This is a genomic window from Bacillus sp. Au-Bac7 (assembly GCF_021341655.1).
In the GTDB taxonomy this organism is placed as follows: Bacteria; Bacillota; Bacilli; order Bacillales; family Cytobacillaceae; genus Niallia.
Genome location: NZ_JAJTTG010000002.1, coordinates 735459 through 747924, shown reverse-complemented (window position 1 = coordinate 747924; position 12466 = coordinate 735459). Strand labels below are relative to the sequence as shown.

The window sequence follows — 12466 nt, the reverse complement described above, 5'->3', positions numbered from 1 at the left end:
AGTCTCACGTCTTTTTATATGGCCTGCTTTTTATCATGTGTAGACGGATTAGAATCTGCGATAAACATGTTTAATACTTTTTTCGCTGCTGGCATAAAGTATTGCAGAACAAGTCCTCCTAAACAAACCGTTAGTAACGTACCAATGCCAATTGGTCCATCTAAACTGAATGCAATAATTAAAAATACTAAATAAATAAATGTTCTCGAAAGAAAAATAGTTGTGTTAGTTAGTTCCTGAATAATTAATGTTAACCGATCGACTGGAATTGGAGCGAAGTTTGTGTGTAAATATATGGCGGTTCCAAATCCAATCACAATTAAGCCGCTAATAAAACAAATCAATTGGCTATACCAAATTTCAGGTGTTATTAAACCGTGCAATAAAAACAGCCATAAATCGATGCCAATTCCAGTTATAAAAGCTGTTACCAATCCTAAAGCTTCAGGCTGCTGTCTTTTTAACAAGGAGTTAAATAAAATCAAGATAATTGCTAAGATAAATTCCCAGCTGCCGACAGTCAGCCCTATATTTTGAGATAAGCCAACTAAAAGGGCGTCAAAAGGTGAAGTTCCAAGATTCGATTGAATCGTTAAGGAAATTCCACAGGTTAAAATAAATATCCCTATTACATAAAATACATATTTCACATGATTGCCTCCTTGAGATTTTATTGCAAATGCAACAAAAATACATTATATTTAATATAAGATATCTTTATTGCATTTGCAATAAAATTAGTGGGCTTATTATAAATAAAAGGAGCAGCATTTCAAATGACATTAGAACTTAAAATATGTACAGTTAAAGATTTACAAAAGCTTCGAGAAATCAGTTATGAAACCTTTAATGAAACATTTAAAGACCAAAATTCACCTGAAAATATGAAGAACTACTTAGATAAAGCATTTACTTTAGAGCAGTTAGAGAAAGAGCTGTCCAACATTTCATCCCAATTTTTCTTTCTATATTTAGATAAGGAATTGGCTGGATATTTAAAGGTAAATATGAATGACGCACAAACTGAGGAAATGGGGACTGAGTCACTTGAAATCGAAAGGATTTATATCAAAAGCCGATTTCAAAAACACGGACTTGGGAAGGTTCTTTTCCAAAAAGCACTTGATATTGCCAGAGAAAACAATAAAAAGAAAATATGGCTTGGCGTCTGGGAAAAAAATGAAAATGCTATAGCCTTTTATAAGAAAATGGGATTTAGGCAAAAGGGAGCTCATTCCTTTTATATGGGTGATGAAGAACAGACTGACTTTATCATGTGTAAAACACTTTAATAAGGCGCAAAAGAGAAATGAACAAGAATAACGTTCATTTCTCTTTTGCTTAGTCTTTTAACGCTTCAGCACTTTTAGAAAGCAGTCTCTGTATTTTGCTCCATTCGGCAGCAATCCAACGACAAGATAAACATCATTAATTCCTTGTATAGGGTCATCTAACACCATCTTTGGTTGCATGTGTTTTTCGTCTACGAGAAGGGAAGTACGAACAGCTCTTGCTACTTGTCTTATTATATTAAAAATTATTATATGGTATGGATCTTCCTTTAAGCGGAACGATTATGTCCTGACGGTGTATTGATATGCCGTACACACTGAATTATCTTGCAATGCAATTTTATATATAGCTGATATATCAAAAAAAGATGGTGTTCCTATTGTTAGGAACACCACCTTTTATCAGGTTGTTAAGAATTTTGTGCTTCTTCATTCGAACGCTTATTGCCTTTATAGATGAAGTATAAAGAAATAATCATAAATAGTAATGCAAAGGCCCGTTTCATATCTAATTCAATAACTAAACTATTGAACCAGCCAAAATGATCAATTATCACTCCAATTACTAGTTGACCGGCAATCCCCGCGATATTTGTTGCGATTACCCCAATTCGAGGAACGGCGATAACAGTCAGCAGCAAATAGGCTGTGCCTAAAAAGGCTGCACTTAATTGCCACTTAGGTGCTTCTAAAAGTGCAAGAATATCCCCATGTCCAAAAAAGATAATGAAAACAGTAAGAAACAAGGTTCCAGTTAGAAAAGTTAAAAAAGTAGTTTCAATTGTGCCTGCTTTGCGGCTGAATGTACCATTGATAGAAGATTGAGCGCTTAGTGTGATACCGCCGATTAATGTGAATAAAATCATAAATAACCCCAAATTGATAACCTCCTAGTTTATTAATATAAGTGCGATAATCATAGAGATTACGGCAAATATCTTTTCCTTGTTAATTTTAGTCTTTTTACTGCCAAGCCATCCGAAATGCTCAATTACCATGCTCATCACCAGTTGTCCGATGATGACTGCAACCATTGAGATTCCAACACCGACGTATGGAACACTAATAACAATAGCAGTTAAATAAACGACACCTAATCCGCCGCCAAGCAATGTCCACTTAGGTGCTTTTAATGTATAAGAAAGATCTCCTTTACCAAAGAAAATCCATAATAGCCCCATAATAATAGAGCCCATAAAGAAGTTATAAAAACTTGTTTCTATTTGTCCAATTGTTTTTCCCAGTTCAGCATAAATAGCTCCTTCAAAGCTGAGCGCTGCTCCAGCCAGAAGGGCTAACAAATAAGAAAGATAGCGCATAAAATCAGTTCTCCTTTTTTGAATAATTATATATCTAGAAATATAGATATAGAGTCTTAAAAAAACAGAAATCCATGCAAAGTTAGATTTCTGTTTGAAAATACTTTGCTAGCTGTTGAATAAACTCCTCATTTCGCCTGTAGTATGTCCATTGACCATGACGAATAGAGTCAAGCAGTCCAGCTTTTTGCATCATGTTTAAGTAGCTAGAAACGGTAGATTGAGAAACTTTAGCCTTTTCTTGAATATCCCCAACACAAACTCCGCCTTTGTAGCTTACCTCCTTAGGCAAATGAGCGCCTTGTTTTGGGAAATGCTTCTCAGGTTCCTTCAGCCACTCTAAAATATTCAATCTTGTTTCATTAGAGAGTGCTTTAAATACATGAATAGGTTCCATGGTACCGATTATATCGGTTTTTTTAGATATGTCAATTTTTACTTTTATAAGAAATGCTTAACGGCCTTTTATTGAGTAAATGAGTTAATATCTGCAATAATATACTATATACATTATAAACATAGATGTAATATTCATAAGGACAAAAGGAAAGGAGTTCCCTCATGAATATTACATCATTTATAATATACTGCTTTATCGTAACATTCACACCAGGTCCTACTAATATCGTTATTTTATCAACAGTGCACAATTTTGGTACTAGAAAGGCAATGGAATATACATATGGAGCAACGGTTGCGTTCGGCCTACTGCTTGTTGTATCTGCTTTTCTGAACTCTGTGCTTTATACAATCATACCCAAGCTTTTAATGGTGATGCAGATTATCGGCAGCTTATACATGATTTATTTGGCAGTGCAAATATATAAAAGTGATTCAGCAAAAGGCAATTTAATAAATAATACAGGCACGTTTTTATCTGGATTTATCATGCAATTTGTAAATCCTAAAGTAATTCTGTTTACGATGACCATTATTCCAAGCTATATCATGCCGTATTTCCAGTCAGCATCAGCATTGATGACAAGTATAGCCGGTATTACTTTCATCGGTTTTTTAGCCTTTATTACTTGGGTGCTTTTCGGCGCAATATTTAAAGCCTTTTTGCAAAAACATAAAAAGGCAGTCAATCTTCTAATGGCTTTATTTCTAGTATACGCCGCTGGAATGATGTGGTTTTAGCAGAGAATAAAGGGGTGGTTGCAGTGGAGAAATTTATTTATAAAAAATCAGCTGGCATAACTGCCTTAGCAGCCAGTATGTATGAGTTTACCTATAAAAAGCATGCTCATAAAGAGTATGCAATAGGGGTCACATTACGCGGCATTCAACGATATCATTTAGATGGCAGTTTGCAGTTGTCCCATAAAGGCGGCGTCATGTTTTTTAATCCAGAACAAGCTCATGACGGGATGGCACATGATGATGCAGGCCTTGATTATGTGATGCTTTATATCGATCCACAACTGTTCTTAGAGGTATCGGAGAAAAAGGAAATAATCAAGTTTTCAACACCTATTGTATACGATAAAATCCTTCAGCAAAAAGTTATAAGACTAGCTAATGCTATTCTTAATAAAAAAGGGGAAGCTGTCTGCAGTGAGTTGCTGCTGTCGCTAACAGAGAGTCTTGTTCAAACAAACCTCTCTCAAGAATATAAAAAAGATAATGTTCTGATAAGAAAAGCAAAGGAGATGCTTCGTGCTAACTTACTGGCCGTTCCTAAGCTTGACGATATAAGCGGTGAGCTTGATTTATCAAAATATCAATTTATCCGAATATTCAATGCTCATACAGGAATCTCCCCATATCAATACTTTCTAAACAGCAAGCTAGAACAAGCAAAGCAGTTAATAGAAAGAAAGAGAGATATCTATGCTGCTGTAGCAGAATGCGGTTTTGTAGATTTACCTCATTTAAATAAACATTTTAAAAGTGTCTATGGAACGACAGCATATGAATATTTGTCTAATTTAAATTGACTGCTAGACTTTGTCTAACAGTTTTTTTATGCATGAGGAGGATGAAACTTATCTGATGAATAAACGTATGTAACATTACCGGATTATGAAGAAATGGATAGGAGGGCTTTTTTGAAAAATAATGATGAAGAGAAAAGTAAAATTGAAACAGACGACAGTTGGAATCGAGCGCTGTATGGCAGTCCTACCATCGGTGGCTTTATTGTTATCGGAATCATCATTATCATCATTGGATACAAAATTTTATTTTAGCAAGGCAATAACCTTAATAGGAGTTAAAAATGAATCTTAAAAAAAGCCAAGAATATGTTTCGTTAGAAATTAGAGATTGGAACAATACAAATTTTGCAGCAACTTTATACGAGATTTGTGATTCTCACAGAACTTATTCTAATGATCAGATTGAAGTCCACCAAGTAGTTAAGCTAGGCAAAATTAATAAAGAGTGGAGATTTGTGATTATCTTAAATATCACACAGGATTTAGATAATTTAGGTACTTTAATAGAAGGACTGGGTTGATATACACATGTAATAAATTCACTTGAACTAATTTATATAACGTTCAGGTGTTTTTTTTAGTCTTTTTACTTGACTTAGAGTTAACTAGAAGGCGTATTCTAGTAATGTTAAAAAAAATGAAACTACTAGGAGGCTAAGAAACATGACAACAGCTAAAGCGCGAGCAGTTGATGGTCCAGACAAACCGTTCAGAGCGGCAGAAATTAAGAGACGGGACCTTGATTTACATGATGTTTTAATTGAAATTAAATATGCAGGTATATGTCACTCTGACATTCATACTGCCCACGGCGAATGGGGTCCTGTAAATTACCCTCTTGTTCCAGGTCATGAGATTGCTGGTATTGTTACGGAAATCGGAGCGGAAGTAACAAAATATAAAGTAGGTGACCGCGTTGGAGTCGGGTGTATGGTTGATTCTTGCGGCGAGTGTGAAAACTGCCAAAAAGGAGAGGAACAATACTGCCTGAAAGGAAATATTCCTACTTATGCTGGTGTAGATAAATATGGCGAGCCTACACAAGGTGGCTATTCTACACATATCGTTGTAATAGAAGATTTTGTTGTCCGAATTCCTGATAATATTGAATTAGATGTGGCAGCACCGCTGCTATGTGCAGGAATTACAACATATTCACCACTGAATCGCTGGAATGCTGGACCAGGTAAAAAAGTAGCCGTTGTTGGGTTAGGCGGACTTGGTCATATGGCTGTGAAAATTGCCCATGCGATGGGTGCTGAGGTTACTGTTTTATCTCAAACATTGAACAAAAAAGAAGACGGCTTACAATTTGGGGCAGCTGATTATTATGCTACTAGCGATCCAGCTACATTTGAGAAGCTTGCTGGAAAATTTGACCTTATTATCAATACAGTAAGTGCAAAGCTTGACCTTGATGCGTATTTCTCTTTGTTAACCCTTGATGGAACAATGGTGAATGTTGGCGCACCTGGCGAGCCTTTGTCACTAAATGTGATGTCTTTAATCGGCCATCGCCGTTCATTTGCTGGTTCTATGATTGGCGGTATCCGAGAAACACAAGAAATGCTCGACTTCTGTGCGGAGCATAATATTGTTCCTAATATTGAAATTATCTCTGCAGATGAAATTGACGAAGCATATCAACGTGTTTTAGCTTCTGATGTAAAATATCGATTCGTTATTGATACAAGCACCATGTGATTTTGTGAGTGAAGGATGTCCCAAAGGGGCATCCTTTTTAGCTGTTTACAAATTTTATCAGAAAGCTTTAAAATTTCGCTTGGATAGCTTTAATAAAGACATTAGCAGCTTCAGAAAAAACTTGATGCTTGCGCCACACAATATTTAAACCAGATTCAAGGTTAGGCTCTAGCGGTCTAAAGCATAAATTGCTATCACTCGATGTATTCACTATTTTATCAATAGTAACCGCATAACCAATCCCTTCATCCACCATAATGGCGGCATTATAGGCAAGATTATATGTTGTGACAATATTTAATTTATCAAAATCTTCACCGAACCAGTCTGCAAATTTATTTGTCGAGTATGTCTGTTTGATAGCCTGTCGTGAACATATTAAAGGCAGCTCCAAAAGTTCAGCTGCTCGTATTGCCGGTTTATCAGCGAGAGGACTGTCTTTGCGCATAACAACACCCCAAACGTCCTTAGCTGGGATATTCATATAGTTGTATTTGGATATATCTGCAGGTTCAATTAGGATGCCAAAATCGAGCAGCCCTTTGTCAAGCCGATCTGTAACATCGTCCTCGTTTCCGCTGTAAAGATGATAGCGTATATTAGGATACTTTAACTTTACGTCGTTAATTACACGGGCAATCCATCTCATCGCATCCGTTTCACCGCCGCCGATATAAACATCTCCGCTAATAGTTTCCTCCATTGAATGAAATTCCGATTCCAATTTATCGACCATGTTAACAATTTCTGCTGCTCTGTTTCGCAGCAAAATGCCTTCATCTGTAAGAATGATACTGTGACTGCTGCGAATAAACAATTTTTTTCCTAATTCCTTTTCCAAATCTTTCATTTGTCTTGATAAAGTCGGCTGTGTAACATGCAGCAGGTCTGCAGCAGCTGTGATATTACCAACCCTGGCAATTGCGAGGAAGTAGCGTAACACCCTTATTTCCATCTGTATTCCCCCTTCATTATGTTTAAGTATACATGTATCCAGAAATGCTTAACAGGCATTTCTAGATATGAGATATAAGTATTGGTTATATGTGAAAATCGAAGCTAAAATAAAAGCAAATGATTAAATCACATATGAAGGGAACATAAAAAAATGTCCGTAATTGCCAACAAAGTAGTCATCATTACGGGGTTTTGTGTTTTGAAATTCTTAGAAAGTTTGAGGTGTAATTTTGGTCAAGAATAATAAATTGCTTATCATGATATTAACCATCGGTGTATTTGGCATTATCAATACAGAAATGGGGGTTATCGGAATATTGCCTGCTCTTGCTGATCACTTTAGTGTCAGTGTCTCAAAAGCAGGCCTGCTGGTTAGTCTCTTTGCCCTTGTTATCGCAGTTTCTGGGCCGACAATGCCATTATTTTTTTCAGGCTTAGACCGAAAAAAAGTAATGCTACTTGTGCTTGGAGTTTTCATTATCGGTAACATTGTGTCCATCTTTACTACTAATTTTACCATTGCATTAGCTGCTAGAGTTGTACCTGCGCTGTTCCATCCTATTTATTGTTCATTAGCGTTTTCGGTAGCAGGTGCTTCGGTCCGTAAAGAAGAAGCACCTAAAGCTGTTGCTAAAGTATTCATAGGAGTATCTGCCGGAATGGTCATTGGTGTGCCAGTCGCAAGCTTTATCGCTGGCAGTATGTCATTACAATTGGCGATGTCGTTCTTTGCTGCAGTGAATATAATCGCGTTTATTGCGACATATTTATTCGTGCCAAGCATGCCTGTTAAAGAAAAGCTTTCATACGGCTCACAGTTAGCCATCTTGAAAAAGCTGATTACTTGGCAGTCTATCATTGCAGTCGTTTTCCTTAACTCTGCAATATTTGGTGTATACAGTTATCTTGCTGAATATTTAACATCAGTAACATCCATGTCTTCTGCCTCGATTACTATTATGCTGACTGTATTCGGTGCAGCCAATATTATTGGAAATATAACAGCAGGAAAGCTGTTGACGAATAATGCTCGAAGAACGGTCATCGCATTTCCGTTTTTATTAGGAGCTGTTTATATGGTGTTGTTCCTATTTGGTCATTTCTCCATCCCAATGGCAATCATAACGTTTATTTGGGGAATTCTAGCTGGGGTGGGCGGCAATATCAATCAATATTGGATCATGTCCTCTTCACCAGAAGCTCCAGACTTTGCTAATGGATTATTTATTTCAGCTTGTAATTTAGGTACAACGATTGGCGCTGCTGCTGGCGGATTATTTATAGCTCAATTAGGAATTCAATATGTAGTCTTAGTAGGTTTTATATCATTAATTTTCGGGACCATCTCAATCTTGCTAAGAAACTATAAATATCGTTCTAGAACTAATCAGCTTGCTGGATAATATCTAACGAGCACTATAAATGGGCAGGTGGAAAGCATTTGTTAATAACAAGGATTACAGTGGAAGTAAATCGGCTTCAAGCGCGAAATGCTGCCCTTTTTGTGGCAATAGCTCAGACCTTTCGCAGCGAAATTATCCTGACTAAAAAAGGAAGGTCCGCCAATGGCAAAAATATAATGAAAGTGATGGACTTATCTGTAGCTGAAGGTGATAAAGTTACCTTATTTGTAAATGGGGAAGATGAGCAGGCTGCCATTAGCAAGCTTAAGTATTGTCTAGTAGAAGAAATAAATGCCGAAATCTGATTTCCAAAATGAAAAAGAAGTTAATCTCATTTAGATATAACTTCTTTTTTCATTGGAAAACTTAAGCAGTATGTATCTAATAATAAAACCAATAACAACCCCAGGAATTACAAACATCATTGGCAAAAAAACAGGGCCGAGTGACTGGCCAAATAAAGTAATCTTACTAGAATAAATTAAGCCGAGTGTAACGAAAGCAGCCGCAGATAAAAAGGGAAGAAAAGACAATTGTTCATCAGCAGGCATCTCGTATTGATATGCATCCCACATAGCGAAGAAATATAAACAAGCATAAAATAATAACCATTCATAATTGATTACTTCTTCTGCTTTAGAGAATTCCCCTAAATAGCTGTACATAATGGAAGTATTAAAATGACTATATACGTTTATAAGAATCTCTGTTAGTACAAATAATGTACCTTTAAAGAAATGTCCAGTTAATAATTGGCTGAAACCTGGTAACGCAATACTCCACATAATCGCCTGGAATTTACCGATTTTCTTCATATAAACCCTCCTTTACTATAGTTTGGATAGAAAGACAGTGGTTATTCCAGTTATTTGTATAAATTAGCAAAATTTGTTCATTGTTCCTTTTATAAAAGTTGCGGAGCTTCCCAAATAATATAGTTCTTTAATTCATCCTGAAGAGCAGTCCAATCCAATACTTCTTCCATGTGGAAAACACCTGTGCAGGAATTGTTTTCACACATATAGCAAGCAGCCCATACGGTTACCAATGCAGTTATTTTTGCTTCTTCTTTCCCATAAAGCTCTGTTTCTAACACGATTGGCTTCCCTGATTTACGTCCGGTAACGGTAATTTTTACACAAAACATCGGCTTTCCAATTGAAATTCTAGTTAACAATTTTGTAGACAAGCGAATAGGCAGGAAACGAAGCAGTCCAATTGCTTTCAAAAAGGCTAAAGCACCAGTTGCAAAGCGTGAATCAAAACAAAGATAAGTGGTGACATCATCAACTGCTATTGTATGATGCAAAACATGTTGATCTGCAAAATCAAAATGATAAGCGTTTCGCCAGCCAAGCTGTTCACCAAAATAGGCAGACTTCATGCCGCCAAAGCTTTTCAACTTCACCTGTTTACCTTTTATCCATTTATAATAGTCCGTTTTTGCTTGCCGTATTGTCCAATCAATGGCAGCATGCCCATGTGTATCTCCTAACCCGAGCATTAAGAAAATATCCACTGCGTCTGTATGGTCGACTTTTTCTGCCATCCAACTAGCCAGTAGATTCGTTATTCCCGGATTTAACCCGACACTGAGCATCGCTGCAGCATTGGAGTTAACTGCTAAATCATGGAGCTGTTCCACTTCAGCTAAAAACCGGTATGATGCAGAAATATCGATATAATCAATCCCTGCTTGAAGACAGGTGGTAGCAAATAGAGCATTTTCTTGTTCCAGACAAACAATGACGAGTTTTACACTCGCCAGTAAGGATGCAGGAACAGCTTTATTGATATCTAGTAACAGCGGCAATACCTTTCCATTTGTTGATGCAGAAAACGTTTCCGCTTTCTCCATGCTTCTGCCAGCAGCATACACATAGCCGGGATAAATTTCTCCTAACTTACTGCATATCAATCTTCCTACATGTCCATAACCACCAACGATAACAATATCTTTCCTTTCCAAAAAAACCACACCTTTCTAAATTTCCATAACTATAGGAACAGTGTATAGAAAGGTAAGTTAAGAAAATATCCCAGAATCATGGGATATTTTTTATTTATGGAAAAGTGTGGAAGTGTTAATATGTGCTTAGTAGGTTTTTGTTGAAAGAGGTGAAGTTAGTGGAATTATCGGAGGGTCAAGTAGTTAACTTTATTAGTACTATTAAGAGCAGTCTCTATAAAGTAAGCGCCCTCCCTTTCCATTACTTAGGAAGGGGAGGCTGAAAAATAAACCATAGCGAGCTTATGCTTAATAAGGATAATAGCCAAGCGACCCAAGGTTTCCATTTATGTACAGCTAATAAAGAAAAAGTAATGATGTTAAACAAAAAGGACCAGCCAAGAGTCCAGCCGTAATGATGGAAAATACTTTTATTCACATAAGCAATTATTTCAATACTTTCAAAAATCACAGCCCATAATATAATCCAACCAATTCTATGAAAGAAAGAAGAAGGAAATCGTCCTAAGAACACAACAATAACAGACGGATAAATAAAAAATGCGATTGCGGTGCTAATTAATGTGTGGGTAGGGAGAATAAAGTGATCAACCCAGACAGGGTGAAACTCCCACACTCTAAAATCATGAAGTAGGGAAGCGTACAGCAAATCACCAATTATCCAAAATAATAATGTCGAATACCATTCATTAAAACGTCTCCAAACACCAAAAAATAAACTAATGAAGATAAAAAATACAACAAACATTGTTTGCATAATTGCATAAAAACCCCTAAGTAAATGTATTTTGTATTTATTTTCAGCTTACAGAAATATTATTATGCAATATTTGGATTACAGCTTTTTAAATCGATTGTTAGGGGGGGCTTTTTTTGAAAAAGAGTAACTGTTTTTTCATAAGTCTTGGTTTATTAGTAATTTTGTTGAGCGGCTGTTTAAGTAATGACAGATATTATATAGTCGTTGAAAAACGTGCAGGAGAAAATGCTGATTACAAGGAATTCAAAAAGATCACTAAACAAAAGCAGATTGAAAGAGTGAATCAGATTGTAGGCGGATTAGAATGGAATAACGGAAGTATAGATATACGCCCAGCAGATTACAGATACAGTGCGCAGTCTGATGATTCTGACACAGAAATTAAATCATTAAGCTATGATATTTGGCTAAATGACGAGAAAGATAAAGTAGAATTTATTGTCCCATCTTCTGAAAACCAATATATGCAACTAAACAGCGACGATAAAAGGTCGGCAGAACTGTTTGAAATACTTATAGAGGAGAAATAAATAAAAGACACAACGGCATAAAAGGAGAAGAATAATCTTGGATAAACTATATTTGATAGATGGATTCGGCGGCTCACCTGATATAAATTGGCTTGCTGATATTAAACAAAACTTTAAAGATTTTTTAGAGATACTAGTAGTGGAATACACGACTGTCTCAGTTGCAGATGTAAAACAATGGGACAGTGACTTAGACCGAGCTGTCAGCAATGCGCAAGATGCGTATTTTGTATGTCATAGTTTAGGTTGTGTTACTTTTTTAAGATTTCTTCTTCGTCATCATATACAGATAAAGGGAGCGGTGTTTGTATCAGGATTTGCACAAGCAATTAAAGATTTTCCACAATTCGATAATTATATGGATAACTTAGATTTAAACAAAATCACGCATTTATTAGGAAAGTCTTTTATAATATCCTCTAGAACAGATCAGATAATTGATTGGCAGATAACGAATGTGTTAGCAGAAAAATTAGGGATTCCATTTATTTTATTGCCTGATGGAGGGCATTTTACTTCAGGTGAGGGTGTAATTGAAATGAATTGTGTTAAGGATATCATCCGTTCTCAGTGGCTTTGATAGACATTAAAA

The 12466-nt window shown here is 36.2% G+C and carries 19 protein-coding genes; 10 read left to right on the top strand and 9 right to left on the bottom strand.

Translation table 11 applies throughout. The features are described from left to right. Positions 1 to 14 precede the first annotated feature (14 nt). Entirely contained in the window at positions 15 to 650 is a 636-nt protein-coding gene (locus LXM54_RS12460; RefSeq protein WP_233315489.1) for a YczE/YyaS/YitT family protein, read from the bottom strand. Between the two features lie 126 nt (positions 651 to 776). Here LXM54_RS12460 and LXM54_RS12455 point away from each other — a divergent pair, with 126 nt between their 5' ends. After that, positions 777 to 1292, top strand: coding sequence for a GNAT family N-acetyltransferase (locus LXM54_RS12455; RefSeq protein WP_233315488.1), 516 nt, complete (start codon positions 777 to 779; stop codon positions 1290 to 1292). Positions 1293 to 1349: 57 nt separating this feature from the next. On the opposite strand, the gene LXM54_RS27990 is transcribed toward LXM54_RS12455, so the two are convergent. The 4 genes from LXM54_RS27990 to LXM54_RS12440 form a co-directional block, all read right to left on the bottom strand. Next, positions 1350 to 1472, bottom strand: coding sequence for a hypothetical protein (locus tag LXM54_RS27990; protein ID WP_267913362.1), 123 nt, complete (start codon positions 1470 to 1472; stop codon positions 1350 to 1352). A 230-nt stretch (positions 1473 to 1702) separates the two neighbouring features. Further along, positions 1703 to 2170, bottom strand: a complete 468-nt coding sequence (locus tag LXM54_RS12450; protein WP_233315487.1) for a DMT family transporter — start codon at positions 2168 to 2170, stop codon at positions 1703 to 1705. A gap of 12 nt (positions 2171 to 2182) precedes the next feature. Next, positions 2183 to 2611: a DMT family transporter gene (locus LXM54_RS12445; protein ID WP_233315486.1), complete on the bottom strand. Its 429-nt coding sequence runs from the start codon at positions 2609 to 2611 to the stop codon at positions 2183 to 2185. Positions 2612 to 2693: 82 nt separating this feature from the next. Next, positions 2694 to 3008 carry an ArsR/SmtB family transcription factor gene (locus tag LXM54_RS12440; RefSeq protein ID WP_233315485.1) on the bottom strand — a complete coding sequence of 105 codons (315 nt, stop codon included), beginning with the start codon at positions 3006 to 3008 and terminating at the stop codon, positions 2694 to 2696. Between the two features lie 164 nt (positions 3009 to 3172). On the opposite strand from LXM54_RS12440, the gene LXM54_RS12435 reads away from it, so the two are divergent. The 5 genes from LXM54_RS12435 (at position 3173) to LXM54_RS12415 (ending at position 6255) form a co-directional block, all read left to right on the top strand. Continuing rightward, a complete protein-coding gene (locus LXM54_RS12435; RefSeq protein ID WP_233315484.1) occupies positions 3173 to 3751 on the top strand; it encodes a LysE family translocator in 579 nt (192 codons plus the stop codon). A gap of 23 nt (positions 3752 to 3774) precedes the next feature. Then, positions 3775 to 4551 carry an AraC family transcriptional regulator gene (locus LXM54_RS12430; protein ID WP_233315483.1) on the top strand — a complete coding sequence of 259 codons (777 nt, stop codon included), beginning with the start codon at positions 3775 to 3777 and terminating at the stop codon, positions 4549 to 4551. 111 nt (positions 4552 to 4662) lie between these two features. Then, positions 4663 to 4803 (top strand): hypothetical protein, encoded by a 141-nt coding sequence (locus LXM54_RS12425; RefSeq protein WP_233315482.1) that lies wholly within the window; start codon positions 4663 to 4665, stop codon positions 4801 to 4803. A 29-nt stretch (positions 4804 to 4832) separates the two neighbouring features. After that, positions 4833 to 5072, top strand: a complete 240-nt coding sequence (locus tag LXM54_RS12420; RefSeq protein ID WP_233315481.1) for a hypothetical protein — start codon at positions 4833 to 4835, stop codon at positions 5070 to 5072. Positions 5073 to 5214: 142 nt separating this feature from the next. Next, on the top strand, positions 5215 to 6255 hold the full coding sequence (locus LXM54_RS12415) for an NAD(P)-dependent alcohol dehydrogenase (protein WP_233315480.1): 1041 nt from the start codon (positions 5215 to 5217) through the stop codon (positions 6253 to 6255). A gap of 67 nt (positions 6256 to 6322) precedes the next feature. On the opposite strand, the gene LXM54_RS12410 is transcribed toward LXM54_RS12415, so the two are convergent. Beyond that, positions 6323 to 7210, bottom strand: coding sequence for a LysR family transcriptional regulator (locus LXM54_RS12410; RefSeq protein ID WP_233315479.1), 888 nt, complete (start codon positions 7208 to 7210; stop codon positions 6323 to 6325). A gap of 232 nt (positions 7211 to 7442) precedes the next feature. Between LXM54_RS12410 and LXM54_RS12405 the strand changes: the two genes are divergently transcribed. Then, positions 7443 to 8615, top strand: a complete 1173-nt coding sequence (locus LXM54_RS12405) for an MFS transporter (protein WP_233315478.1) — start codon at positions 7443 to 7445, stop codon at positions 8613 to 8615. Positions 8616 to 8653: 38 nt separating this feature from the next. Further along, a complete protein-coding gene (locus LXM54_RS12400) occupies positions 8654 to 8920 on the top strand; it encodes an HPr family phosphocarrier protein (RefSeq protein WP_233315477.1) in 267 nt (88 codons plus the stop codon). A gap of 30 nt (positions 8921 to 8950) precedes the next feature. Here the strand turns inward: LXM54_RS12400 and LXM54_RS12395 are convergent, their stop codons facing one another. The 3 genes from LXM54_RS12395 to LXM54_RS12385 all read right to left on the bottom strand — a co-directional run bounded on the left by LXM54_RS12395 (position 8951) and on the right by LXM54_RS12385 (position 11341). Further along, positions 8951 to 9430 carry a hypothetical protein gene (locus LXM54_RS12395; RefSeq protein ID WP_233315476.1) on the bottom strand — a complete coding sequence of 160 codons (480 nt, stop codon included), beginning with the start codon at positions 9428 to 9430 and terminating at the stop codon, positions 8951 to 8953. A gap of 89 nt (positions 9431 to 9519) precedes the next feature. Then, positions 9520 to 10584: a saccharopine dehydrogenase family protein gene (locus LXM54_RS12390; protein ID WP_233315475.1), complete on the bottom strand. Its 1065-nt coding sequence runs from the start codon at positions 10582 to 10584 to the stop codon at positions 9520 to 9522. Positions 10585 to 10825: 241 nt separating this feature from the next. Beyond that, the gene (locus LXM54_RS12385; protein ID WP_233315474.1) at positions 10826 to 11341 is read right to left on the bottom strand and encodes a CBO0543 family protein; all 516 of its coding nucleotides are present in this window, start codon (positions 11339 to 11341) and stop codon (positions 10826 to 10828) included. 116 nt (positions 11342 to 11457) lie between these two features. On the opposite strand from LXM54_RS12385, the gene LXM54_RS12380 reads away from it, so the two are divergent. Continuing rightward, entirely contained in the window at positions 11458 to 11874 is a 417-nt protein-coding gene (locus tag LXM54_RS12380) for a hypothetical protein (protein WP_233315473.1), read from the top strand. 37 nt (positions 11875 to 11911) lie between these two features. Continuing rightward, positions 11912 to 12454, top strand: coding sequence for an RBBP9/YdeN family alpha/beta hydrolase (locus LXM54_RS12375; RefSeq protein WP_233315472.1), 543 nt, complete (start codon positions 11912 to 11914; stop codon positions 12452 to 12454). Positions 12455 to 12466: the final 12 nt, after the last annotated feature.

Excerpts from the sequence above, each read along its gene's own strand:
- LXM54_RS12455 (WP_233315488.1), top strand. The coding sequence starts at position 777 with ATGACATTAGAACTTAAAATATGTACAGTTAAAGATTTACAAAAGCTT.
- LXM54_RS27990 (WP_267913362.1), bottom strand. The coding sequence starts at position 1,472 with ATGCAACCAAAGATGGTGTTAGATGACCCTATACAAGGAATTAATGAT.
- LXM54_RS12445 (WP_233315486.1), bottom strand. The coding sequence starts at position 2,611 with ATGCGCTATCTTTCTTATTTGTTAGCCCTTCTGGCTGGAGCAGCGCTC.
- LXM54_RS12440 (WP_233315485.1), bottom strand. The coding sequence starts at position 3,008 with ATGGAACCTATTCATGTATTTAAAGCACTCTCTAATGAAACAAGATTG.
- LXM54_RS12435 (WP_233315484.1), top strand. The coding sequence starts at position 3,173 with ATGAATATTACATCATTTATAATATACTGCTTTATCGTAACATTCACA.
- LXM54_RS12420 (WP_233315481.1), top strand. The coding sequence starts at position 4,833 with ATGAATCTTAAAAAAAGCCAAGAATATGTTTCGTTAGAAATTAGAGAT.
- LXM54_RS12415 (WP_233315480.1), top strand. The coding sequence starts at position 5,215 with ATGACAACAGCTAAAGCGCGAGCAGTTGATGGTCCAGACAAACCGTTC.
- LXM54_RS12410 (WP_233315479.1), bottom strand. The coding sequence starts at position 7,210 with ATGGAAATAAGGGTGTTACGCTACTTCCTCGCAATTGCCAGGGTTGGT.
- LXM54_RS12395 (WP_233315476.1), bottom strand. The coding sequence starts at position 9,430 with ATGAAGAAAATCGGTAAATTCCAGGCGATTATGTGGAGTATTGCGTTA.
- LXM54_RS12385 (WP_233315474.1), bottom strand. The coding sequence starts at position 11,341 with ATGCAAACAATGTTTGTTGTATTTTTTATCTTCATTAGTTTATTTTTT.